At 71.6% G+C, this 23,410-nt stretch carries 23 protein-coding genes; 12 read left to right on the top strand and 11 right to left on the bottom strand.

Features of this window, described 5'->3' with window-relative positions:
- Nucleotides 1-58: 58 nt before the first annotated feature.
- Nucleotides 59-862 carry an enoyl-CoA hydratase-related protein gene (locus tag AB0F04_RS11805; protein WP_362040259.1) on the bottom strand — a complete coding sequence of 268 codons (804 nt, stop codon included), beginning with the start codon at nt 860-862 and terminating at the stop codon, nt 59-61.
- 385 nt (nt 863-1,247) lie between these two features.
- On the opposite strand from AB0F04_RS11805, the gene AB0F04_RS11800 reads away from it, so the two are divergent.
- Nucleotides 1,248-1,415 carry a DUF3117 domain-containing protein gene (locus tag AB0F04_RS11800; RefSeq protein WP_003966491.1) on the top strand — a complete coding sequence of 56 codons (168 nt, stop codon included), beginning with the start codon at nt 1,248-1,250 and terminating at the stop codon, nt 1,413-1,415.
- A 118-nt stretch (nt 1,416-1,533) separates the two neighbouring features.
- Here AB0F04_RS11800 and AB0F04_RS11795 read toward each other — a convergent pair whose 3' ends face one another.
- The gene (locus AB0F04_RS11795) at nt 1,534-2,232 is read right to left on the bottom strand and encodes an O-methyltransferase (protein ID WP_362040813.1); all 699 of its coding nucleotides are present in this window, start codon (nt 2,230-2,232) and stop codon (nt 1,534-1,536) included.
- A gap of 277 nt (nt 2,233-2,509) precedes the next feature.
- Here AB0F04_RS11795 and sigE point away from each other — a divergent pair, with 277 nt between their 5' ends.
- From sigE to AB0F04_RS11770, 5 genes are all read left to right on the top strand, one after another.
- Entirely contained in the window at nt 2,510-3,169 is a 660-nt protein-coding gene (gene sigE, locus AB0F04_RS11790; RefSeq protein ID WP_362040257.1) for an RNA polymerase sigma factor SigE, read from the top strand.
- The gene (locus tag AB0F04_RS11785) at nt 3,166-4,203 is read left to right on the top strand and encodes a zf-HC2 domain-containing protein (protein WP_362040255.1); all 1,038 of its coding nucleotides are present in this window, start codon (nt 3,166-3,168) and stop codon (nt 4,201-4,203) included. The genes sigE and AB0F04_RS11785 overlap by 4 nt, the downstream gene beginning before the upstream one ends.
- Nucleotides 4,204-4,335: 132 nt before the next feature.
- Nucleotides 4,336-6,228 carry a trypsin-like peptidase domain-containing protein gene (locus AB0F04_RS11780; protein ID WP_362040252.1) on the top strand — a complete coding sequence of 631 codons (1,893 nt, stop codon included), beginning with the start codon at nt 4,336-4,338 and terminating at the stop codon, nt 6,226-6,228.
- 217 nt (nt 6,229-6,445) lie between these two features.
- Nucleotides 6,446-6,898, top strand: coding sequence for a sec-independent translocase (locus AB0F04_RS11775; protein WP_362040249.1), 453 nt, complete (start codon nt 6,446-6,448; stop codon nt 6,896-6,898).
- A gap of 225 nt (nt 6,899-7,123) precedes the next feature.
- Nucleotides 7,124-7,795 (top strand): hypothetical protein, encoded by a 672-nt coding sequence (locus AB0F04_RS11770; RefSeq protein ID WP_362040246.1) that lies wholly within the window; start codon nt 7,124-7,126, stop codon nt 7,793-7,795.
- 113 nt (nt 7,796-7,908) lie between these two features.
- On the opposite strand, the gene AB0F04_RS11765 is transcribed toward AB0F04_RS11770, so the two are convergent.
- From AB0F04_RS11765 to AB0F04_RS11755, 3 genes are read right to left on the bottom strand one after another with little or no spacing between them, the layout of a single operon-like run.
- On the bottom strand, nt 7,909-9,042 hold the full coding sequence (locus tag AB0F04_RS11765; protein WP_362040243.1) for an Mrp/NBP35 family ATP-binding protein: 1,134 nt from the start codon (nt 9,040-9,042) through the stop codon (nt 7,909-7,911).
- Nucleotides 9,043-9,084: 42 nt separating this feature from the next.
- Complete coding sequence (locus tag AB0F04_RS11760; RefSeq protein WP_362040241.1) at nt 9,085-9,684, bottom strand: DUF1003 domain-containing protein; 600 nt, start codon at nt 9,682-9,684, stop codon at nt 9,085-9,087.
- Nucleotides 9,674-10,957, bottom strand: coding sequence for a CBS domain-containing protein (locus AB0F04_RS11755; RefSeq protein WP_362040239.1), 1,284 nt, complete (start codon nt 10,955-10,957; stop codon nt 9,674-9,676). Before AB0F04_RS11755 ends, AB0F04_RS11760 begins: the two co-directional genes overlap by 11 nt.
- Nucleotides 10,958-11,182: 225 nt before the next feature.
- Here AB0F04_RS11755 and AB0F04_RS11750 point away from each other — a divergent pair, with 225 nt between their 5' ends.
- Nucleotides 11,183-11,938, top strand: a complete 756-nt coding sequence (locus AB0F04_RS11750) for a hypothetical protein (protein WP_362040236.1) — start codon at nt 11,183-11,185, stop codon at nt 11,936-11,938.
- A gap of 4 nt (nt 11,939-11,942) precedes the next feature.
- Here the strand turns inward: AB0F04_RS11750 and AB0F04_RS11745 are convergent, their stop codons facing one another.
- Nucleotides 11,943-12,455 carry a hypothetical protein gene (locus tag AB0F04_RS11745; protein ID WP_362040234.1) on the bottom strand — a complete coding sequence of 171 codons (513 nt, stop codon included), beginning with the start codon at nt 12,453-12,455 and terminating at the stop codon, nt 11,943-11,945.
- A 22-nt stretch (nt 12,456-12,477) separates the two neighbouring features.
- Nucleotides 12,478-13,593, bottom strand: coding sequence for a magnesium and cobalt transport protein CorA (locus AB0F04_RS11740; protein WP_362040231.1), 1,116 nt, complete (start codon nt 13,591-13,593; stop codon nt 12,478-12,480).
- Between the two features lie 455 nt (nt 13,594-14,048).
- Here AB0F04_RS11740 and AB0F04_RS11735 point away from each other — a divergent pair, with 455 nt between their 5' ends.
- Nucleotides 14,049-14,633, top strand: coding sequence for a suppressor of fused domain protein (locus AB0F04_RS11735; RefSeq protein WP_362040228.1), 585 nt, complete (start codon nt 14,049-14,051; stop codon nt 14,631-14,633).
- 30 nt (nt 14,634-14,663) lie between these two features.
- On the opposite strand, the gene AB0F04_RS11730 is transcribed toward AB0F04_RS11735, so the two are convergent.
- Nucleotides 14,664-15,887 (bottom strand): MFS transporter, encoded by a 1,224-nt coding sequence (locus AB0F04_RS11730; protein ID WP_362040226.1) that lies wholly within the window; start codon nt 15,885-15,887, stop codon nt 14,664-14,666.
- A 160-nt stretch (nt 15,888-16,047) separates the two neighbouring features.
- Between AB0F04_RS11730 and AB0F04_RS11725 the strand changes: the two genes are divergently transcribed.
- The 3 genes from AB0F04_RS11725 to AB0F04_RS11715 all read left to right on the top strand — a co-directional run bounded on the left by AB0F04_RS11725 (nt 16,048) and on the right by AB0F04_RS11715 (nt 18,506).
- Nucleotides 16,048-16,689, top strand: a complete 642-nt coding sequence (locus AB0F04_RS11725; protein ID WP_234850136.1) for a DUF6758 family protein — start codon at nt 16,048-16,050, stop codon at nt 16,687-16,689.
- Between the two features lie 192 nt (nt 16,690-16,881).
- Entirely contained in the window at nt 16,882-17,742 is an 861-nt protein-coding gene (locus AB0F04_RS11720) for a PHP domain-containing protein (protein WP_362040223.1), read from the top strand.
- Between the two features lie 158 nt (nt 17,743-17,900).
- Complete coding sequence (locus tag AB0F04_RS11715) at nt 17,901-18,506, top strand: MarC family protein (RefSeq protein WP_053671659.1); 606 nt, start codon at nt 17,901-17,903, stop codon at nt 18,504-18,506.
- A gap of 15 nt (nt 18,507-18,521) precedes the next feature.
- On the opposite strand, the gene AB0F04_RS11710 is transcribed toward AB0F04_RS11715, so the two are convergent.
- Nucleotides 18,522-20,621: a serine protease gene (locus tag AB0F04_RS11710; protein WP_362040220.1), complete on the bottom strand. Its 2,100-nt coding sequence runs from the start codon at nt 20,619-20,621 to the stop codon at nt 18,522-18,524.
- A 133-nt stretch (nt 20,622-20,754) separates the two neighbouring features.
- The gene (locus AB0F04_RS11705; protein WP_003992775.1) at nt 20,755-20,907 is read right to left on the bottom strand and encodes a hypothetical protein; all 153 of its coding nucleotides are present in this window, start codon (nt 20,905-20,907) and stop codon (nt 20,755-20,757) included.
- A gap of 199 nt (nt 20,908-21,106) precedes the next feature.
- Here AB0F04_RS11705 and AB0F04_RS11700 point away from each other — a divergent pair, with 199 nt between their 5' ends.
- A complete protein-coding gene (locus AB0F04_RS11700) occupies nt 21,107-22,000 on the top strand; it encodes an NYN domain-containing protein (protein WP_362040217.1) in 894 nt (297 codons plus the stop codon).
- Here AB0F04_RS11700 and AB0F04_RS11695 read toward each other — a convergent pair.
- Nucleotides 21,997-22,896 carry an alpha/beta hydrolase gene (locus AB0F04_RS11695; RefSeq protein ID WP_362040214.1) on the bottom strand — a complete coding sequence of 300 codons (900 nt, stop codon included), beginning with the start codon at nt 22,894-22,896 and terminating at the stop codon, nt 21,997-21,999. The two genes, AB0F04_RS11700 and AB0F04_RS11695, sit on opposite strands and share 4 nt — an antisense overlap.
- Nucleotides 22,897-23,410: the final 514 nt, after the last annotated feature.

Raw genomic sequence — 23,410 nt, 5'->3', positions numbered from 1 at the left:
GAACGGCGCGACCGGCCCCCACACGCCCGCAGCCGTCGACGGCGCTGCCGCCCCGGGCTCACCGCCCCAGATACTTCGGCTTCTCCTTGTTGACGAAGGCCTGCACCGCGATCGCGTGATCCTCGGAGGAGCCGGCCCGGGTCTGGAGCTCGTCCTCCTTCTCCAGGGCCTCCTCAAGGGAGTGCGTCAGCCCGTACGCCACCGACTCCTTCAGCGCCGCGTACGCCACCGTCGGACCCTCGGCCAGCGCCCGCGCCACCTTCTCGGCCTCCGCGCGCAGCTCGGCGGACGGCACCAGCCGGTTGGCGATGCCCAGCTCGTACGCCTCCTGCGCGCTGATGCTCCGCGGGAAGAGCAGCAGGTCGGCGGCGCGGCCCGGACCGATCACCCGCGGCAGCGTCCAGGAGATCCCCGAGTCGGCGGTCAGCGCCACCCCGGCGAACGAGGTGTTGAACGCCGCGGAGTCCGCCACGATCCGGTAGTCCGCGGCGAGCGCGAAACCGAAGCCCGCCCCGGCCGCCACCCCGTTCACCGCGGCGACGACCGGCTTCGCCGCCCCGGCCAGCGCCCGCACGATCGGGTTGTAGTGGTCCCGGACCGTGCTCATCGTCTGCCCCGAGCCGGTCTCCCGGTCCTGGACCAGCAGCCCGATGTGCTCCTTGAGGTCCTGCCCGACGCAGAACGCCCGGTCCCCGGCGGCGGTCAGCAGGACCGCCCGCACGGCACCGTCGCCCGCCGCCGACTCGACCGCCTCCCGCAGGGCGACCTTGGTCTCCACGTTCAGCGCGTTCATCGCCTCCGGGCGGTTCAGCGTGATCGTCGCGAGTCCGTCGCTCACCTCGTAGAGCACGGTGTCGGGCATGGCGTATCCCCTCCGGGTCGCGGAACGGGGACGTACCGGCCGGTACGCCCCGGGTCTGCAGGACAGCATGACGGAGATCGCGGGCCGGTAACCGGACCGGACGTGTGACCTGCGTCAAACAATTCTTGTCCGGATCGGTTCGGCGGAAGTGCGTGCGGTGGCGGAGTATCGCAGTCTCATCGCCGAATTGAGTGGTTTTGCTCGCGTGCGTTGCCCAAGCGATGCCGACCGATGTTGGTCATCGGGTCCTGAGATGCGGGATAATGGCTTGGAAGCAATGTGTTCGATGCCGGTGTCGCGTGTCCTGCCACAAGGACCGCACGTGTGCCCTTCTCAGGGGCCGTCGGCTTTGGCGATGAGCTGGGTTTCAGGAAGGGGAACGAGCATGGCGGCCATGAAGCCGCGAACGGGTGATGGCCCGCTCGAGGTGACCAAGGAGGGGCGGGGCATCGTCATGCGCGTTCCGCTCGAAGGCGGCGGTCGGCTCGTCGTCGAGCTGACCCCGGACGAGGCCGACGCGCTCGGCGACGCCCTCAAGAAGGTCGTCGGCTGACGCGCAAGCGACCATACCCTTTCAGTTGCCCCGGCATCACCTCGGTGCCGGGGCGGCTGTTTTCCGGCCGATGACACTCGCCTGCCCCGGCTCCCGCTCCGGCTAACGTGCGACCCGGCTAGCGTTTCACCGCGCACAGCAGCCCGTCGCCCACCGGCAGCAGTGACGGCACCAGCTCCTGGCTCTCGCGCACCGCGCGCAGCAGCTCCCGCAGCCGCAGCACCTCCGTGGGCTGCGGCCCGGAGTCCACCGTCCGGCCGTTCGCGAAGGCGCCCTCGAAGACGACCAGCCCGCCGGTGCGCAGCAGACGCAACGATTCGGCGAGGTAGTCCATGACCTCCAGGCGGTCGCCGTCGCAGAAGACCAGGTCGTAACCGGCGTCAGCGAGGCGGGGCAGCACGTCCAGGGCGCGTCCCGGGATGAAGCGGGCCCTGTTGCTGGCGAAGCCGCAGGCGCGGAAGGCCTGACGGGCGAACTGCTGGTGCTCCGGCTCGGGGTCCACGGTCGTCAGGACACCGTCCGGCCGCATACCGTGCAGGAGGTGGATCCCGGAGACCCCGCAGCCGGTCCCGATCTCCGCGACGGCTTTGGCGTCGACCGACGCGGCCAGCAACCGCAGCGCGGCGCCCGTGCCGGGCGTCACCGAGCGCAACCCTGCCTCGCGGGCCCGGTCCCGGGCCCAGTGCAGTGTTTCGTCCTCGGCGACATAGGCGTCGGCGAACGCCCAGCTCGTCTGCCGGTTGCCGGTAATGACCCTCTCCTGTCCCCGTGAATGCCTGGGCGTGACTGTATCCGTTGGGCACGGGAACCCGCAGATGGGACCGGTCGTTTAAAGGGATGAGCGAGCGGCGCGGGCCGGGACGGGGGGACGGGCAGTGGATCAGGACGCCGAGCAAGGGCCGACGCAGCAGTACGAGGCGTATCAGCCCAGATCAAACTCTCGTAAAACCACTTATCCGGTCCTAACGGGCGAGGTGGCTATGGTAGGGGCTCCACTGGACACCACCAGAGCTGACAGGGGAGGTGCGGCTGCGCCTGTGGATCGCGGAGGAGTGTTCCGGCGCTTCCGCGGACCGGCAGGCAGGCCGACATCTGTGAACGACACCGCTGCTGACCACAGTCACGCCGCTGACTTCGCCCAGACCGCGACCTTCACCACCGACGCGGACGGGCAGGCGTGGACTCCGCCCACGTGGGAGGAGATCGTCAGCACGCACAGCGGCCGGGTCTACCGGCTCGCCTACCGTCTGACCGGCAACCAGCACGACGCGGAGGACCTCACGCAGGAGGTCTTCGTCCGCGTCTTCCGCTCCCTGTCGACCTACACGCCGGGCACCTTCGAGGGCTGGCTGCACCGCATCACCACGAACCTCTTCCTGGACATGGTCCGCCGCAAGCAGCGCATCCGCTTCGACGCGCTCGGCGAGGACGCGGCCGAGCGCCTGCCCAGCAAGGAGCCCACGCCCCAGCAGATCTTCAACGACGCGCACTTCGACGCGGACGTCCAGCAGGCCCTCGACACCCTCGCCCCCGAGTTCCGCGCCGCGGTCGTCCTGTGCGACATCGAAGGGCTGTCCTACGAGGAGATCGCGGCGACCCTCGGCGTCAAGCTCGGCACGGTCCGCTCCAGGATCCACCGCGGACGCTCCCAGCTGCGCAAGGCTCTCGCGCACCGCTCCCCGGAGGCGCGCGCCGAGCGCCGCTCCTTCGTGCCCCGGGTTCCCGCCTTGGGAGGAGGGGGCGCGAGCGCGTGAGCGGATCTCGGCCGAAAGCCTCCGAGGGTCACCTCGCAGAGCAGCATCTGGGAGACCGACTCTCCGCCCTGGTGGACGGAGAGCTCGGTCATGACGCGCGTGAGCGCGTACTGGCGCACGTGGCCACCTGCCCGAAGTGCAAGGCGGAGGTGGACGCCCAGCGCCGGCTGAAGAACGTCTTCGCGGAGGCGGCCCCGCCGCCCCCCTCCGAGAGTTTCCTGGCCCGCCTGCAGGGACTACCGGGCGGCGGCCCGGACGGTGAGATCACACCGCCGGGCGGAGGAGCGCTGCCCGGAGGGCTGTCCGGACGCTTCGGATCGTCCGGGGCCTTCGGCGTGAAGAGCGGGGAGCGGTTCGAGTTCGGGTACGCCCCGTCCCGGCCCCACCTGCCCGTGGTGCCCGCCTCCCCGGGTGGAACCCCCGGCCTTCCCTCCGACGCCGGCGGTCCGCTGCCCGGCCACCGGGGTCTGCCCTCGGAGCGGGGCTTCCGCATGCACGACGTGGGCCGGCACGACGGCGACCGGTCGTCCCCACGGCTGCGCATCGCGTTCGTGGCCGCCGGTGCCGTCTCTCTGGCGGCCATCGCGCTGGGCGGCGTCACCACCGGCACCCCGGCCGACGCGGAGGCCCGCGGTGGCCAGGGCACGGGGAGCAAGGTCACCCCGATGCGCACCCAGGGCACCGGCGCGGCGACGCCCGAGTCGCAGCGCCGCCGGACGGCCCCGCAGCTCGGGCCGGTCCACGGCGGGAGCATGCTCGGCCGGCCCCCGGCCGCCCCGACCGAGGTATCGGCTCCGCTGATGCCGGGGGTGCCGTCCGCCGCGCAGCACCACGCGTTCCACGCGCTGACCGCCCCGGTGATGGCCGGAGCCGCCGTCATGTCCCCGTTGATACGTCCGCTCGAAGCTGCCACTCCGGCCGCCCTGACCTCGTGGTCCGCGGTCCCCGAGATCAGGGCTCCGCTGCTCGCCGTGCCCCTCGCGGATCCGACTCCGTCCTCCTCGTCCCCGGCTTCCTCGCGTACGGCTCACTGAACGGCCTCTGCGCACCGGCCCGCGAACCTGATTGAATCCGGGGGGTAGTCGCCCGTGGCCGAGGTGAGGCCGGGCGCCGGTTCGAGGAAGTGCGGCCATCGCGAGGCGCCGTGCCGCGGCTGTGGGGAGAGCATGAACGAGGGGAAGCCCACGAAAGCGAAGTGGTGGAGCCGTCCACGGCCGCAGGACCTCGAGGGGGAGCCGGAGGGCACGGACCAGATCGGGGCGGAGGACCCGGCGGAGAGCGGTGTGCACGGGCCTGTGACGGCCCCGGGCCCGACCGGCTCCGACGGGGACTTCGAGCTGCCCCGTCCCGCGCCCCGGCACGACGCGGACGGCGACTACGAGCTGCGGCGCCCCGAGGCGGTTCCGGCCGAGAGCGCCGGACGGCCGACCGCGGCGCAGCCCGGGGCGGCGGAGGCCGGCGTTGCCGGGGAAGCCGGGCAGGGCGGTCCCGTCGCCTCCGTCTCACCCGCTGAGCCGGTGCAGGACGCTCCCCGGCCGCTGCACGACCCCGACCCGTACAGCACCCCGCCCTACGGCGAGCCCGGTCCCTGGGCCCCCGCACCGCCCGTCCAGCACCCGGCGACGATCCCCGCGCAGGGCGGGGCGATACCGGGACAGCCGGCCGTGCCGGGCCCCGCGGCCGTACCGTCGCCGCCCGAGCCGCACGGCGTACCGTCCGCCCCGGCCACCGGTGAGCACGCGTCCTCCGCTCCTCCCTCGGCCGAGATGCCGCATCCCGGTGCTCCCGCTGCTTCCGCGCCCCTGCCGGCCGCGCCGGTCCACGCCCTCTCTGCCGCACCCGCCTCCGACCCCTGGCAGCGCTACGACCCCTGGGCGTCCCCCGGTGCGGCCGGCGGACCGGCGCCCTTCCAGCAGAACGGCGCCGCCGTGCTCAGCACGGAGCAGCGGCGCAGGCGGGGCAGGAAGTCCCTGGTACTCGGCGCCGTACTGCTCGCCCTCGTGTCCGGGGGCATCGGCGGGGCCGTGGGGACGTACATGGAGCGCAACGGGGGCATCGGGACCGTCGAGTTGCCGCAGGCCGGCAAGGAGGCCTCCGCGCGGGACGCGGACAGTGTGGCCGGGATCGCCGGACGGGCCCTGCCCAGTGTCGTCACCCTGCACGTCAGAGGCACCGGCGAGCAGGGCACGGGCACCGGCTTCGTGCTCGACACCCGAGGGCACATCCTCACCAACAACCACGTCGTGCAGCCCGCCGGATCCGGCGGCGAGATCACCGTGACGTTCAACGGCGGGCAGACCGCGAAGGCCGAGGTCGTCGGCCGGGACAGCGGCTACGACCTCGCCGTCGTGAAGGTGAGGGGCGTCAGCGGACTCACGCCCCTGCCGCTGGGCAACTCGGACAACGTGCAGGTCGGCGACCCGGTCGTGGCCATCGGCGCCCCCTTCGACCTGGCCGGCACGGTCACCTCCGGCATCATCAGCGCCAAGGAGCGGCCCATCACGGCCGGTGGCGAGAAGGGCGACGGCAGCGACGTGTCGTACGTCGACGCGCTGCAGACCGACGCACCCATCAACCCCGGCAACTCCGGCGGGCCCCTGCTCGACGCGCGGGCCCGCGTCATCGGCATCAACTCCGCCATCCGCTCGGCGGACAGCGGCTCCACGCAGGACAGCGCCCGGGCGGGTTCGATAGGCCTCGGCTTCGCCATACCCGTCAACCAGGGCAAACGTGTCGCCGAAGAGCTGATCAACACCGGGAAGGCCACCCACCCGGTCATCGGCATCACCCTCGACATGGACTACACGGGCGACGGCGCCCGCGTCGCCGCCGAGGGCAGCGAGGGCGGGCCGTCCGTCACCGCGGACGGCCCGGGAGCCAAGGCGGGGATCAAGTCGGGCGACGTCATCACGGAGGTCGACGGTGTGCGGGTGCACTCCGGCGAGGAGCTGATCGTCAAGACCCGGGCGCACCGCCCCGGCGACCGGCTGGAGCTGACCGTCCAGCGCGGCGGCAAGGGCCGTGAGGTCTCGCTCGTCCTCGGATCGTCCGATGGCTGAGACATGAGGCCCGGGCCATGGGATGGCGTCCCATCAGGCCGCACAACGGACCCACAAGGCAAACAATCGGGAAAGCGCTCACACCTCCCGCACTCGGAGGTCCCGGGACAGTACCGGTCGGACAGGATCGCCGGGTACCGTGGATCCGGCCCGGACCACGGCAAGACCCGCACCGACCACGAGGGCCGAGGACCGAGGACATCGCTAGGAGCTTCAGGTGTTCAATGACATAGGACCACTCGAGCTGGTGACGCTCATCGTCCTCGCCGTGCTCGTCTTCGGTCCGGACAAGCTCCCCAAGGTCATCCAGGACGTGACGCGCACGATCCGGAAGATCCGTGAGTTCTCGGAGAGCGCCAAGAACGACATCCGGGAAGAACTCGGCCCGGAGTTCAAGGACTTCGAGTTCGAGGACCTCAACCCCAAGACGTTCATCCGCAAGCAGCTGGACAACGAGGACCTGGGGCTCAAGGAGATCCGCAACGGCTTCGACCTGAAGAAGGAGATGGCCGAGGTCACCGACGCCGTCCACAGCCGTGACTCCGACACCTCCTCCGCTTCTCCGTCCGCGGGTTCCGCCGGTCCGTCCGGTGGTCGCATCGACATGACGAAGAAGCCCGAGACGCCCGGCCCGGACGACCGGCCGCCCTTCGACGCCGACGCCACCTGACGGACACGGCCAGGTCGCAGACCCCGGGCGAGTGACGCGTTTCATACTCCGGTCGGGCTGTGTACGGCCTGAACGAGGCGCCCGTGCGGCCCACGCGCCGGGCGGTTTCCCTGCTGCTCGCAGCGGTGTGGCTATGCTGCCGAGTTGTTGTGCGGACCGTGACGAGTACGCCCGAAGGGGGGCGGGCCGTGCCGGTCCGACTAGAGCGAGGAGGCGTCCGGGCACATGGAGACGACGAGTCGGGCTGTCGCGCAGACGCCGGCCGCGGAGGGCGGGCAACAGGCCCCCTTCGCCCGGCGTACGGTCGACGACTACCTGCGTGCGCCCTTCCCGTGGTACGGCCTCGACGAGGCCTTCACGGGGCCGCGCCGGCTGATGCAGGTGGGTACGACGGCCGACGGGGCCGTGGAACACGGGTCGATCGGGCACGGGGACGAGCCCACCATCCGCAACGAGCATGCGGCCGGGGGCGATCAGGACGCCAAGGAGAAGTTCGCGGTCGTCGTGACGGTGGCGGCGAATCCCTCACGGCGCACGGCGGACGGGACGGGGCTCCTGGAGGCCACCTCGGTGTCCTCGGCGGCGTGGCTCGCGGGGGTGGGGCTGCTGTCCTTCACCTGGCCGGGGCAGATGGACCACGCGCTGCGGGACGACTGGCTGGAGCAGCAGACCGAGACGGCGTGGGTGCTGGCGGACGACCTGGACGGGGACGACTGGTCGACGCTGTCGCTGCCCGTGGACGGGGTGCCGACGCCGTTCCACTACCGGGAGTCGGAGTTCGGCTGGGTGCTGGCCGGTTCCACGTCGGCCGGGGTGCATGTCGGGGCGTACGGCAGGGGCATGAGTGCGTACGGGCTCGGGTTCGCCGTGGTGAAGGACATCGCCGCGTACGCGTGAGCTCCCCGGGGCGCCGGGTTTTCGGCGCCCCTTCACCGTGGGGCGTTCGGACCTGGGGGCGGCTGCGGGTACGTCGTGGCTCGTCGCGCGGTTCCCCGCGCCCCTGAGTCAGTTCAGAACTTGTTCCTCGGAGTGATACCGAGCGACAGGCCCGACAGGCCGCGCTGGCGACCGCCCAGCTTGCCCGCGATCGCCCGCAGGGCCGCGCCCGCCGGGGAGTCGGGGTCCGTGAGGACGACCGGCTTGCCGTCGTCGCCGCCCTCGCGCAGGCGGACGTCGATGGGGATGCTGCCGAGGACCGGGACGTTCGCGCCGGTCGTGCGGGTCAGGCCGTCGGCGACCAGTTGGCCGCCGCCCGTGCCGAAGACGTCGACCATCTCGTCGCAGTGCGGGCAGGGCAGGCCGGACATGTTCTCGACCACGCCGACGATCTTCTGGTGGGTCTGCACGGCGATGGAGCCCGCGCGCTCGGCGACCTCGGCCGCCGCCTGCTGCGGGGTCGTGACGACCAGGATCTCGGCGTTCGGGACCAGCTGCGCGACGGAGATCGCGATGTCGCCGGTGCCGGGCGGCAGGTCCAGCAGCAGAACGTCCAGGTCACCCCAGTACACGTCCGCCAGGAACTGCTGCAGGGCGCGGTGCAGCATGGGGCCGCGCCAGACGACCGGGGCGTTGCCCGGGGTGAACATGCCGATGGAGATGACCTTCACGCCGTTCGCCGAGGGCGGCATGATCATGTTCTCGACCTGGGTGGGACGGCCGTCGGCGCCCAGCATGCGCGGCACGGAGTGGCCGTAGATGTCGGCGTCGACGACACCGACCTTGAGACCGTCGGCCGCCATCGCCGCGGCCAGGTTGACCGTCACCGAGGACTTGCCGACGCCGCCCTTGCCGGAGGCGACCGCGTAGACGCGGGTGAGGCTGCCCGGCTTGGCGAAGGGGACCTCGCGCTCGGTCTGGCCGCCGCGCAGGGCGGACGCCAGCTCCTTGCGCTGCTCGTCGCTCATCACGTCGAGCGTGACGTCGACGCGGGTGACGCCCTCGACGGCGGAGACCGCGTCGGTCACGCGTTGCGTGATCGTCTCCCGCATCGGGCAGCCCGAGACCGTGAGGTACACGGTGACCGCGACCGCCCCGTCCGCGCCGATCTCCACCGACTTGACCATCCCGAGTTCGGTGATGGGCTTGTGGATCTCGGGGTCGTTCACCGTCGCCAGTGCCTCGCGCACCGCGTCTTCCATAGCCATAGGACGATGGTACGGCGCCGTACCGGTGCGTAGGAAAGCGTCTCAGCGGTCGTCTGTGTCACGTCCGCGTGACCGTTCCGCCGGGAATACGACGGGCTCGTGACGGTGGCCGTTCTGCCGCTCCTCCATCTCCTTGACCATGTCCTGCAGCTCCGATCGGATCCAGTCGCGGGTGGCGACCTCGCCCAGGCCGATGCGCAGGGCGGCGATCTCGCGCGTCAGGTACTCGGTGTCGGCGATCGACCGCTCGTTCTGCTTGCGGTCCTGCTCCAGGTTGACCCGGTCCCGGTCGTCCTGCCGGTTCTGCGCGAGCAGGATCAGCGGGGCGGCGTAGGAGGCCTGGAGGGACAGCATTAGCGTCAGGAAGATGAACGGGTACTCGTCGAAGCGCAGGTGGCCCGGGGCGAGGCTGTTCCAGACCACCCACAGGATGATGACGACCGTCATCCAGACGATGAACCGCCCGGTGCCCAGGAAGCGCGCGATGCGCTCCGACAGCCTGCCGAAGGCCTCCGGGTCGTACTCGGGCAGGAACCGGCGCCGGCGCGGCAGCGGCTGGTCGAGGCGGGTGGTGCGGGGCCGGGAGGCGGCCGTGGCGCCCGCCGGCGTGCGTTCGCGCGGGCTCTCGCGGTCAGGAACCATCGGTCGCCACCTCCTCGTCCAGGTGGAACTCCTGCTCCCGCCAGTCCTCCGGAAGCATGTGGTCCAGCACGTCGTCCACGGTCACCGCGCCCAGCAGCGATCCGGCCTCGTCGACCACGGGCGCCGCGACCATGTCGTACGTGGCGAAGAACCCGGCGATGGCGGGCAGCTCCGCCTCGGGGTCGAGCGGCTGGAGATCGGTGTCCACGATCGAGCTGACCAGGGACGGCGGTGGCTCCCGCAGCAGGCGCTGGAAGTGGACCGTGCCCAGGTACTTCCCGGTCGGCGTCTCGTCCGGGGGCCGGCAGACGTAGACCTGGGCGGCCAGAGCGGGGGAGAGGTCGCGGTTGCGGACGCGGGCGAGGGCGTCGGCGACGGTGGCGTCCGGACGCAGCACGATCGGCTCGGTGGTCATGAGACCGCCCGCCGTGCGGTCCTCGTACGACATCAGGCGCCGCATGTCGGCCGCGTCGCCGGGCTGCATCAGGCTCAGCAGCCGCTCCTGCTCGTCCGTGGGCAGCTCGCCCAGCAGGTCGGCCGCGTCGTCCGGGTCCATGGCCTCCAGGACGTCGGCGGCGCGTTCCTCCTTCAGCTTGCCGAGGATCTCGATCTGGTCGTCCTCCGGCAGCTCCTCCAGGACGTCGGCGAGCCGGTCGTCGTCGAGGGCGGCGGCGACCTCGGCCCGGCGCTTGGAGGAGAGGTGGTGCAGGACGTTGGCCAGGTCGGCCGGGCGCAGTTGCTCGAAGGTGGCGAGCAGGTTCTCGGCGCCCTGCCCCTGCTCCTCCAGGGAGAAGCCGGTGACGGCGGTCCACTCGACGGTCAGCGCCTCGCCCTTGGCCCGCCGGAAGGCACTGCCCTTCCTGCCCTTGCGGACGAAGACCCGGTCGATCTCCCACTCCCGGCGGGCGGGCAGCTGATGCACCGACAGGTCGAGGACCGTGACCTCCTCGCCGGTCTCGGTGAGCGTCACGCGCCGGTCCAGCAGCTCCCCGAAGACCAGCCGCTCGGTGGGACGCTGCTCGAAACGCCGGACGTTGAGCACGCCGGTGGTGATGATCTGGCCGGACTGGATGGCGGTGACCCGGGTCATCGGCAGGAAGATACGGCGGCGGGTGGCGAGTTCGACGACGAGGCCGAGCAGCCTCGGCGGTCGCTGCCCCACCCGCAGCATGACGACCAGATCGCGCACCCGCCCCACCTGGTCGCCGGCTGGGTCGAAGACGGCGACACCTTGCAGGTGCGATACGAAGATCCGGGGGGCGCCCGCTGCCATGGCCGCGGCTCCTTTTCGTGCGGGGTGGTTCGTGGTGGCTGTTTCTGTGGCTGTTTTTGTGCCTGTGTCTTCCGAATTGCCCGCTCGGGTGGGCTTCAGGCTAGCCCGTCCTGATCGGTGACGCGTCGGCGGCCGGTCCGGACGGACTGGCTCCGATCCGCCCGCACGACCCCGGTACCCTGCGGTACGCCGTTCAGGTCTCCCGTCAGAGAGGCAGCCCCACCTGTGACTCCGATTCGCCAGAGCCGTGGCCGCCGTGCCGCGCTCGCGAGCGCGACGTGCGCCCTGCTCGTGACGGGAACGGTGCTCACCGGCTGCGCGGAGGATCCGAACGAGGGCACCAACGGGGTCGGCAGACTCCCCGCCGCCAAGATCCAGGGCAAGACCCGGTCGGCCGCCGAGGCCGCCGGCGCGGTCCGGGTGCACGGCAACGTCGTCAGCGGCGGGCGGACGTACGCGCTCGACATGCGGCTGAAGGACGACGGCGGCGACGGTTCGGTCACCGCCAAGGGCGCGACCTTCAAACTGCTGCGCATCGGCGAGCAGCTCTACGTCAAGGCGGACGCCGAGTTCTGGACTCACGGCAGCGGCCGGGGCGGGAGCGGCGAGGCGGACGCGGCGGCGGCCTCCAAGCTCGACGGCAAGTTCGTGAAGGTGCCGCAGGGCGACCCCTCGTACAAGAAGTTCAGCGGTCTCACGGACAAGGCTCTCCTCCTCGACGGTCTGCTGACCCTGCACGGGACGCTCGCGACGGACGGCCACGACGAGGAGGCGGGCGTCCGCACCATCCGCGTCACCGGTGACAAGGGCTCCGGCGGCACCCTGGAGGTCTCGCTGGAGGGCAAGCCGTACCCGCTGCGCCTGGAACGGGCCGGCGGGGCGGGCACCCTCACGTTCTCCGCCTGGGGCGAGGACTTCTCCCTCAGGGAGCCGGAGAAGAACGAGACGGTGGACTACGGCAGGCAGCTGCCCTCGTCGTAGGCCGTCAGGTCCGTTTGCGCTTCCTCAGCAGCAGGCGGTGCAGCCCCGCCGGGACCGGCCGGCGGGTGATCGCCGGGGACGGCAGGGGAGGCTCGGACAGCGAGCCGTCGGGCAGGGGCGCCGTCGCCCCCGTCGGTTCCAGGCGCAGCACCCTGCACTCGCGGGCCCAGCGGTCGGTCATGGCCTCGCCGTCCGGTGCGTTCAGCCGCTTGCCCTTGAGCTCGGCGACCGCCGCGTCCCACGCCTCGGAGCCCGGGGCGAGCTCCGTGACCCGCGCCGTCCAGGTGGCCAGCCGGCCGCCCTTGTCCTTGCTGCGGACCGTCACCTCCGCCTCGGCGCCGTCGGCGAGGCCCGGCAGCGGCTGCTCGCCCGGCCCGTCGCCGACCAGGCACGCGGCACCCTCGTGCCACACGTGCCACAGCGCACGCGCCGGGCCGTCGGGGCCCTGGACCCACACGAGGCCGGACTTCTTGGTGGCCTCCTCGACGAGGGCCTGGTCGAGCAGCTCGCTTGTCATGGGCCCAGCCTAACCAGGCCGCTCACAGCCATCCGTTCCGCTTCAGCGTCCGGTGGATGCCGAGACAGATGACCACCGTGACGCCCATGATCGCCGGATAGCCGTAGCGCCAGTGCAGCTCCGGCATGTGGTCGAAGTTCATGCCGTACACGCCGCACACCATGGTCGGCACGGCGATGATCGCGGCCCAGGAGGTGATCTTCCGCATGTCCTCGTTCTGGGCGACGGACGCCTGCGCCAGATTGGCCTGGAGGATGGAGTTGAGCAGCTCGTCGAAGCCGAGGACCTGCTCCTGGACGCGGGCCAGGTGGTCGGCCACATCGCGGAAGTACTTCTGGATGTCCGGGTCGACCAGCCGCATCGGCCGCTCGCTCAGCAGCTGCATGGGCCGCAGCAGCGGCGACACGGCCCGCTTGAACTCCAGTACCTCGCGCTTGAGTTGGTAGATCCGGCCGGCGTCCGAACCGCGCGGTGCGCCCTTGCGCCCCGGGGAGAACACCTCGGTCTCCACCTCGTCGATGTCGTCCTGCACCGCGTCGGCGACGGCGATGTACCCGTCGACGACGTGGTCCGCGATGGCGTGCAGCACGGCCGAGGGACCCTTGGCGAGCAGCTCCGGGTCGTCCTGGAGGCGGTGCCGCAGAGCCCGCAGGGACCCCTGCCCGCCGTGCCGGACGGTGATGAAGAAGTCCCGTCCGGTGAAGCACATGACCTCGCCGGACTCGACGACCTCGCTGTTGGCGTCGAGCTGGTCGTGCTCGACGTAGTGGATGGTCTTGAACACCGTGAACAGGGAGTCGTCGTAGCGCTCCAGCTTGGGCCGCTGGTGGGCCTGGACGGCGTCCTCCACGGCCAGCGGGTGCAGCCCGAACTCACCGGCGATACCGGAGAATTCGGCCTCGGTCGGCTCGTGCAGGCCGATCCACACGAAACCCCCGTCGCGGCGCGCCAGGCGCACCGCCTCATGGGGGGTCAGAGCGGTCTCGGTCTCGACACGGCGGCCGTCCCGGTAGACGGCGCAGTCCACGACGGCCGAGGCCGCGGCGGGGCTGCGGGTGGCGTCGTAGGTCCCGCCCTCCTTGCGCAGCGACACACGGGACGGGCGGACAGCGGCGCGCAGGTCGCGGATCATCGACATGGCGGGCTCCTTCGCGGGCGGGCGACGAACGGCGCCGGCGACGGGTGGAACTACCCGGAATGAGGACGTTGTGACGACAGATGTTTCGCACGTCCACAAAGCGGGGAGCACCGCATCGTCGCGGTGGCCGGTTTCGTCACTGATTCAGCTACTGAGGCAGATCAGGCAAAGCGAAACGAAGCGCTCTTCCGCGGTGAAGCGAGTGCGAGAGGTGGCAGCCGGGGACAGAAGCAGCTACATCGGCGGCGCGAAGAGCGTGGTGCTACTGCACGGTCGACTTCGATCCATTGCAGCCCCACCTCCTCCGGCCGGTCCCTCGTAAGGGAGTTCCTTCGGCGTCGGGGCTTGATCGCGACGCTTCTGCGTGCTGCCCCGAACCACCGGGCAAGAGTAGCAGCCGACGCAACTGTCAAGGTGCTGCTTTGCCCGCTACTGACGAGTTCTATGCTCGCCGCATGGCAGATGTTCTCCCTCTGGTCGAAGCCCGGTTGCGCAGCGCGCTGGGTGAACCGGACGCGCGCGCGGCGGTCACCTTCCTCGGCACGGACCGCATCGAGGTGCTCCGCTTCCAGGAGGGCGGCATCGCCCGCTACGCCTCGCTCGGCATGTCCGCGCACCCCATGACGGACCCCACGGCGGTGGTCGCCGACCCGGTCAAGGGGCCGCGTGCCGAGCTGGTCCTGTCGGTCCGTTCCGGTCTCGCCGACACCGACAAGGTGCTCCGGCCGCTCGCCGTCCTCGCTGCGTCTCCGCAGGTGGAGGGTCTGGTGGTGGCTCCCGGTGCGTCCCTCGACGTCGGTGAGCCGCTGTGGCCGGGCGCCCCCTTCACCTCGGTCCTGGTCGCCGAGCCGGGCGGTCTGGTCGAGGATCTGGAGCTCGACGAGCCCCTCGACCCCGTGCGGTTCCTGCCGCTGCTGCCGATGACCCCGAACGAGGCCGCCTGGAAGCGCGTGCACGGCGCGCAGGCACTCCAGGAGAGGTGGCTGAACCAGGGGACGGACCTCCGGGATCCGTCCCGGAAGTCCGTCCCGCTGGAGTGAGGAAGCTCACCAAACTCCGGCTGCTTCACGTCAGTTGGCGAAGACGGAGACGCCGTCCTCGGTCGCGTGCTGCGGCTCCTGCTCCTCTGCTTCGTTCGTGAGGGCCTTGCGGCGTACGACGACCACGGCCGCGCCGACGACCGCGGTGACCGCCGCGACCACGAAGGGGATGTGGAGGTCGGTCCACTCCTCGATCTTCGGCGCGAAGTAGGGGGCGGCCGCCGCGGCGAACCAGCGCACGAAGTTGTAGCCCGCGCTCGCCACCGGCCGGGGCGCGTCCGAGACGCCGAGGGCCAGCTCGGTGTAGACGGTGTTGTTCACGCCGATGAAGGCGCCGGACAGGATCGTGCAGACGACGGCGGTGGCGTGCGAGCCGTAGCCGAGCACGAGGACGTCGGCCGCGAGCAGGACCAGCGAACCGCCGAGCACCTTCAGTGAGCCGAACCGCTTCTGGAGCCGCGGGGCGACGATCACCGAGAAGACGGCGAGCAGCACGCCCCAGGCGAAGAAGACCGCTCCGGACCGGTAGGGGCTCATGTTCAGCACGAACGGCGTGAAGGCCAGCACGGTGAAGAACGTGTAGTTGTAGAAGAACGCCGAGACCGCCGCGGAGGCGAGGCCGCCGTGCCCGAGGGCATTGAGCGGGTCCAGCAGCGAGGTCTTGCGGGCCGGTGTGGGCTGTTCCTTCAGGAAGACCGCGACGCACAGAAAGCCGACGGCCATCAGGAACGCGGTGCCGAAGAACGGGTAGCGCCAGCTGGCGTCGCCGAGCAGGGCACCCAGCAGCGGGCCGCAGGCCATGCCGAGGCCGAGGGCCGACTCGTAGAGCAGGATGGCCGCGGCACTGCCGCCGGCCGCCGCGCCGACGATGACGGCGAGGGCCGTGGAGACGAACAGTGCGTTGCCGAGGCCCCATCCGGCCCGGTACCCGACCAGTTCGCCGACGGACCCGGAGGTGCCGGCGAGCCCGGCGAACACCACGACGAACGCGAGGCCGAGCAGCAGTGTCTTCTTGCCGCCGATCCGGCTGGAGACGAAGCCGGTCACCAGCATCGCGACAGCGGTGATGAGGAAGTACGAGGTGAAGAGCAGGGAGACCTGGCCGGCCGTGGCGTCGAGGCCCTGGGCGATGGACGGCAGGATCGGGTCGACGAGCCCGATGCCCATGAAGGCGACGACCGAGGCCCCGGCGGTCGCCCACACGGACTTGGGCTGCTTCAGGAGGCCGCCCGCTCCGGCGTCGAAGGGGTCCATTGCTTGCTCCCTTTCCCGAGACGAGATAGTTGGTATATACACATACTAAGTTAGCGAAGCTAATTGATGCAAGCTGCACCTAGTGCGGGTGGTGAAGGGTTCCGTCCGGATGGGTGATCGTCCTTGACGCGGCGCGGCGCGGGTAGGACCGTGGGGCCCTATGAGGGGCGAACCCAGTTGCCCGAAGTGCGGTGGCCGGGTCAGGGCTCCCGGCCTCTTCTCCGACTCGTGGCAGTGCGATGTGCACGGCACCGTTCATCCGGTGCAGCCCGTGATACCGCCCAGCGTCGACGCCCTCAACGTCGTGGTGCACCGCACCCGGGTGCCGCTGTGGATGCCCTGGCCGCTGCCGGTGGGGTGGCTGTTCACGGGGGTGGCCTGCGCGGGGGACGACCGCACCGGCGGACGCGCGACCGCCGTGGCCTGTACGGGGCCCGGGCCGCTCGGCGGCATGGGCGAGCTGATCCTGGTGGCCGAGGAGCTCGGCGTCGGGCTCGGAGCGCGCTACGCGGGCATGGACGGTCCCGACCCGGGGCCGCACATGAACGTCGAGAAGCCGCCGCAGGCCAAGGTGCTGGCGGCCGGGCGCCCCACGCCGCTCTGGCACGTGGCCGGGGCGCCGGGCGACCGGGCGGTGTTCGCGGGAGAGGCGCTCGGGATGTGGCTGTGGGCCGTGGTCTGGCCCGAGCAGTCCGGTCTGCTGATGTACGACGAACTGGTGCTGGCGGATCTCCGCGAGGCGGGGGCCGAGGTGGAGCTGGTGCCGTGTGGCGCGCTGTCGCCGCGCTTGCTTCAGCCGTAGCGCCTACGGGGGTGAGAGTTCGGGGGCGTCGGCGGCTGCGGATGCGATGTGGCCGGTCGCGCAGTCCCCCGCGCCCCTTCGTGGGCGTTGATGTAGGGGGCGCTTGCCGGGTTCAGGTGTGACATCGGGCGTTGAAAATGCGGTTATCCTTGAGCAGCCCTGTTCGTGTCGTCTGTGTCTGGAGTCCGTGTCGTGCGTATCGATCTGCACACCCACTCCACCGCTTCCGACGGCACGGACTCGCCCGCCGAGCTGGTGCGGAAAGCCGCTGTGGCCGGGCTCGACGTCGTCGCGCTCACCGATCACGACACCACGCGCGGGCATGCCGAGGCGATCGCCGCGCTGCCCGAGGGCGTCACGCTGGTGACCGGCGCCGAGCTCTCCTGCCGGATCGACGGCATCAGCATGCACATGCTGGCCTACCTCTTCGATGCCGAGGAGCCGGCGCTGCTCGCCGAGCGGGAGCTGGTCCGGGACGACCGGGTACCGCGCGCCCGGGGCATGATCGCCAAGCTTCAGGAGCTGGGCGTGCCGGTGACGTGGGAGCAGGTGGCACGGATCGCCGGCGACGGGTCCGTCGGGCGCCCGCACGTGGCGAGCGCGCTCGTCGAGCTCGGCGTCGTGCCGACCGTGAACGACGCCTTCACGCAGGACTGGCTGGCCGACGGCGGCCGGGTCTTCGTGGAGAAGCACGAGACCGACCCCTTCGAGGCCATCCGCCTGATCAAGGGCGCGGGCGGGGTGGCGGTGTTCGCGCATCCCGGGGCGAGCAAGCGGGGGCGCACGGTGCCGGAGGCCGCCATCGCCGAGATGGCCGCGGCCGGGCTGGACGGCGTCGAGGTCGACCACATGGACCACGACGCGGACACGCGGGCGCGGCTGCGCGGCCTGGCCAAGGAGCTCGGGCTGCTCGTGACCGGGTCCTCGGACTACCACGGCAGCCGTAAGACCTGCGTGCTCGGGGAGTACACGACGGATCCCGAGGTGTACGGGGAGATCACGCGGCGGGCCTTCGGGGCGTTTCCCGTGCCGGGGGCCGGCGGGGTCGTCTGAGGTTCCCTTCTCCAGCCCCGTTCTGTAGCCCCTTTTCCGTAGGCCCGCTTCCTGCGCGGGTCCGTTTCCTCTTTTCTCACCCGGCGCTGCCCGCTGAGCCCCGCGTCCCGCCCCGCGTGACGCCCGCCCGGCGGCGGCCCCCTGCGCAAGGCTCACTCATGTTCGACCTCGCCGTCTTCGGCTCCCTGTTCCTGACCCTCTTCGTCATCATGGATCCCCCGGGGATCACACCGATCTTCCTCGCCCTCACCGCGGGCCGGCCCGGCAAGGTGCAGAAGCGGATGGCCTTCCAGGCCGTCTGCGTCGCCGCCGGGGTGATCACCGTGTTCGGACTGCTCGGCCACCAGATCCTCGACTACCTGCACGTGTCCGTGCCGGCGCTGATGATCGCGGGCGGCCTGCTGCTCCTCCTGATCGCGCTGGACCTGCTCACCGGCAAGACCGACGAGCCCAAGCAGACCAAGGACGTCAACGTCGCCCTGGTGCCCCTGGGCATGCCGCTGCTGGCCGGACCCGGAGCGATCGTGTCGGTCATCCTCGCCGTGCAGAAGGCCCACAGCGTCGCCACGCAGGTGTCCGTGTGGGCGGCCATCCTCGCCATCCACGTCGTGCTGTGGCTGGTGATGCGCTACTCGCTGGTGATCATCCGGATCATCAAGGACGGCGGTGTGGTCCTGGTGACCCGCCTGGCCGGCATGATGCTCTCCGCGATCGCCGTGCAGCAGATCATCAACGGCGTCACGCAGGTGATCCAGGGGAGCTGAGGGCCCGCTTCCGGGCTACCGGGGCAGTACGCTGCGGATCTCCCGGGCCGGACCGGGGTGGCCGAGGTACTCCTCCATCTTGTGCGCACGCTCGCGGCCGTTGGGGACGGCCAGTTGGTCGAGCTTTCCCCACCGTTCGTCCTCCAGGGGGCAGCCGATGGCCACCGCGTCGGTGGGGCACCAGACGTTCACCCAGTTGCGCACCCTGGGCGGCTGGTGCGGGCCGCGGGTGAGCAGCCGCTCGTTGACGCCGTCCAGGCCGAGCGGGCTTCCCGCGGTGACCAGCAGCACGGGGTCCAGGCTGTCGGGGATCCGGGTCAGCAGGTCCATGCCCACGACCGTGCCCAGGCTGTGCGTGACCAGCACCAGCTCGCCGCTGGTCGGCATCGTCTCCATCACGCTGTCCAGCACCGCCTGCCGCACGGCGCTGTCGCCGAGGTACAGGTCGACGTCGCGCAGGAACGTGGCGATCGTCCACTCGTCCAGGTCCGACCGGGCGGCGAGCCAGCTCAGCGGCCGGTGCAGTGCCCCGACCAGGCCCGCACCGAAGCCCTCGGTGGCCGCCGGACCGTTCTGCGGCATGCCGGCCCGGGCGGCCGCCTCGTAGAGCAGCCGCTCGTAGGAGCCCGTGGGTGATTCCGCGGCGAAGACCTCGGCGGCAGCGGCGGCGCTCACCCGGTCGAGACCGATGGGCTCGGCCGTGCTCTCCCGGCCGCTCACGAGGCCGTGCAGTCTCGTGCCGTAGAACGGGAACCACACGTCCTGCGGGTCGAGCGTGGGCAGGGACGCGAGGGTGAGACCGCGGTTCAGCCCGGCCGTCCAGGACAGGCGGAGTTCGTCGGGGTACTTCTCGTGCTGGTCCCGGCCGTGCAGGAAGACCAGATGACGACTGCCGTCGAAGGCACTACTGCGGGCCCGGAGCCCGACCCTGGGTCGCTCGGTCTCGCTCTCGGCCGTGGGGACCGTCACCGGAAGGCCGGGGGCGGGCCGGGTCGTGACGCCCGGTACCGCGGTCGTCCTCTCGGGCGGTGCCCCGGGGGCGCCTGTGGGGAGGGCCGACGCCGGGGTCAAGGCCTGGCCCAGGCCGGCGTCCGGGCCCATCTCGGCCAGCAGGGCGCGCCGCCCCGGGTCGAGGTCCAGCCCCGCCAGGTGCTTGAGGATCGAGCTGATCCGGACGCCTTCGTTGGCGACCCACTCGATGGCGTCGTCACCGTCGCCCTGCTGCCAGGGCCGGCCGTCCTTGCGCAGGACGCGTCCCCGGTCGTCCTTCTTCGGTACGCCGCTGTGGTGCAGCGCCACGACCTCCCACTGGTCGTTGAAGACGGGGGAGCCGGAGTTCCCCGGTTCGGTGTCGGTCGTGTAGTGCACGAAGTCGTCGAGGCGGACCAGCACCGCGTTGTCGCGCAGCGCGATCTCCTTCAGCCGCCCCGAGGGGTGGCCGATGATGTTCACCTTCTCGCCGAGCACCAGCTTGCCGGTCTGCACGCTCAGCCGGTTCCAGCCGAAGATCTCGCCCGGCGCGGGGCCGTCCGCGGTGGGCGCCAGCGCCACGAGGGCGAAGTCGAGCCGTCGGTCCGCGGCGAAGAAGGTCTGCGGGTCGAGCTCCATCCGGACGACGGTGTCGGGCAGGTTGTCCGCCGTGACCTGGGCGTTGAACTCCACGAAGCAGGTCCGCGCGAAGCCCTCGTCGGGCAGGACGTGGTGGTTGGTCATCAGCAGCCGCGGCGAGACCAGGAAGCCGGTGCCGTGCGGCAGCTCGCGGCCGCCTCGCCGCAGGGTGATCCGGGCGACCGTGGCCCCGGCCCGCACCCCGCGCGGCAGGAAGCTCCAGGCCTGGAGCTCGTTGGACAGGTCGATGATCCGCTCGTTGGCGTCGGGCAGGTCCATGGCCTCGCGGTGGATGTCGGCCACCACCGCCGAGGGCGACAGGCCGCCCCGGTCGAGGATCCGGTCGGCGCGGACGGCCAGGGCGTCGGGGGAGTCCGGGAAGCGCACCCCGGCCGCCAGCCGGCCCTCGACCCGCTCGCGCTCCGCGGTGGAGTCCTCATAGCGCCGCGCCGCCTCGGCGGCGGCCTGCTGGTGCAGTTCCTTGTGCGCCTGGTCCGTCACCGACATGTCCCACCGTCCTGTTCTGGTTCGCACCGTCCCCCTCAGGCCAGTACGCCCCCGACCAGGTGTGTCCGCAACAGCGGAGCCCCCGCACGGCCGATGCCGGCGGGGGCTCCGCGGTGCGGGAGAGCTGCGCGCGTTATGAGGCCGTGGTCTCGGCCGGGCGGATCCACAGGCGCTGCCCGATGGCGGCCGCCTGCTGAACGATGCGGTTGACGGAGGCGGCGTCCACAACGGTCGAGTCCACAGGTGTGCCGTCGACGTCGTCGAGTCGCATGATTTCGAAGCGCAAGGGCTTCTCCCTTCGTCTGGTCATCCTCCTGAGGAGAACTACTCGGTGTTCCGTATGAGTCAACGGGGACGCGTGGGTGAAACATTCCCTACGCTAAGGAAATTTTTCGAACAGCTAATTACTGAGTCGTAAGAGTGTCGTTACGGGACCGACCGGGACCGGTTGTGTTCGCAGCGTGACCGCCGGGACAATGGAGGCGATGAACGACGACCTCGCGGCCCTCAGTGCCCGCATCGACCGCACCAACGAGCTGCTCCAGCGCATGCTCGCCGAGGTGGCGAAGACGCCCTCGACCCACGCGATCTTCGTCGATGCCGGGTATCTGTACGCCGCCGCCGGCCGCCTCGTCGCCGGTACGGAGGACCGCCGCGCCTTCGACGTGGACGCCGAGGGCCTGATCGACGCGCTCATCGACAGGGCCCGCACGATCTTCGCGGACAGCCGGCTGCTGCGGGTCTACTGGTACGACGGTGCCCGGCGCCGGATCCACACGGCCGAACAGCAGACCATCGCGGAACTGCCGGACGTCAAGGTGCGGCTCGGCAACCTCAACGCCAACAACCAGCAGAAGGGCGTCGACTCACTCATCCGCTCCGACCTGGAGTCCCTCGCCCGGCACCGGGCCATCAGCGACGCGGCCCTGCTCGGCGGCGACGAGGACCTGGTCTCGGCCGTCGAGGCGGCCCAGGGGTACGGCGCCCGGGTCCACCTCTGGGGCATCGAGGCGCCGGAGGGCCGCAACCAGGCGGAGCCCCTGCTGTGGGAGGTCGACAGCCAGCGCACCCTCGACCTCGACTTCTTCAAGCCCTACGTCTCCCGGCGTACGGCCGCCGCCCAGGAGACGACGGGGGAGCGGCCCACCCGCGAGAACGTGCGGTTCGTGGGCGCGCAGATCGCGGCGAAGTGGCTGGCGGCCCGCGGCCGGGACGCGCTGGTCGAGCTGCTGCCCGGGCACCCCTACCTGCCCGGCTCGGTCGACCAGGACCTGCTCGTGGAGGCGGAGGGCCTGCTGCAGTACTCGCTGCGCGGCCAGGCGGATCTGCGACGGGCGCTGCGGGACGGGTTCTGGGAGCACCTGCGGTCGCAGTACTAGGCCGTCCCCGGACCTGCCCGGAACCGGCCCTGCCCTGGACCGTCCCAGAAGTCGGCGAGGGCGTGGGCCGTCGGCAGCGGCCGGTCGGCGTTGGGGGAGTGCTCGGCTCCCGTGATGACCGTGCGGTGTGCGTCCAGCCGCAGTGCCATGTCGTCGAGGATCGCCACCGGCCAGGTGTCGTCGTGCGCGCCCGACAGTACGTGGAACGGCAGGGGGACCGCGGCGAGTTCGGCCACACGGTCCGGCTCGGTGCACAGCTGACGCCCCGTCGCGAGCAGTTGGGCAGGGCTGTGGCCAAGCCAGCGGCGGCGCAACTGGTCCTGGTCACCGAGGCCCCGGGCAGGTCCGCCGACCTCCTCCGGCGGGCCCATGGCCTGGATGGCCTCCCACACCTCCGCCATCGACATGACGGCGAGGGCGTCCCGCAGCAGCTTCACGCGCTGCTGCTGGGAGACGGAGATCTCCGCCGGGCCGGACGAGACCAGGGTCAACGAGACGAAGGGGGAGTGGTCGAGCAGCACGGCCGCACGGGCGATCTGCCCGCCGAGCGAGTGGCCCACGAGGTGCACGGCTCCGCCCAGAGCCTCGGCCTGTGCGAGCACGTCCCGCGCCAGCTCCCGCTGGCCGTAGGCCGACTCGTCGTCCGAAGGCCCCTCCGACTCGTGCTGTCCCCGCCCGTCCACGGCGACGAGCCGGTACCCCCGCTCCGCGAGCGGCTCGTGGAGCAGCCTGAAGTCCTCCTTGCTCCCGGTGAACCCGGGCAACATCAGGACGACTCCCCTGACCTCCGCACCCGGCTTCGGCGACGAGTCGACGACGGCGAACTCGCCGCGTGAGGTGCGCAGGGGGTAGGCGCGGGCGCCCGAGGGCGGAGGAAAGGCGGGGTGGCTGGTCACGGGGCGAGGGTAGCGGGTGCGGCCGGCCGTGTGACCCGGGTGCGACACCTCGTCATGGGCTCCGGGTGGCGGTGGTTTCGGGGGTGGGGCCGGACGTGTCCCCTGGCTGAACGCCGACGGCCCGGCTGCGTGCCGGGTCCGGCCGGGGCGGCCGACGTGACCTCGGCGGTCCGTGCCGCGAGGGCCGGGTGCGCGGCCGTCGGGGGGCAGGCCTTTGCGGGACGGGGGGTGGCGGTGGCTTCGGGCGGTGGCCGGGCGTGTCTTCTGGCTGAACGCCGACGGCCCGGCTGCGTGCCGGGTCCGGCCGGGGCGGCCGACGTGACCTCGGCGGTCCGTGCCGCGAGGGCCGGGTGCTCGGACGTCGGGGCAGGCCTTTGCGGGACGGGGGGTGGCGGTGGCTTCGGGCGGTGGCCGGGCGTGTCTTCTGGCTGAACGCCGACGGCCCGGCTGCGTGCCGGGTCCGGCCGGGGCGGCCGACGTGACCTCGGCGGTCCGTGCCGCGAGGGCCGGGTGC

Origin of the sequence: Streptomyces sp. NPDC029041 (assembly GCF_040637515.1) — a bacterium.
Classification (GTDB): Bacteria; Actinomycetota; Actinomycetes; order Streptomycetales; family Streptomycetaceae; genus Streptomyces.
Note: the sequence above shows the minus strand (reverse complement) of the source record. Positions and strands in the feature narration are given on the sequence as shown.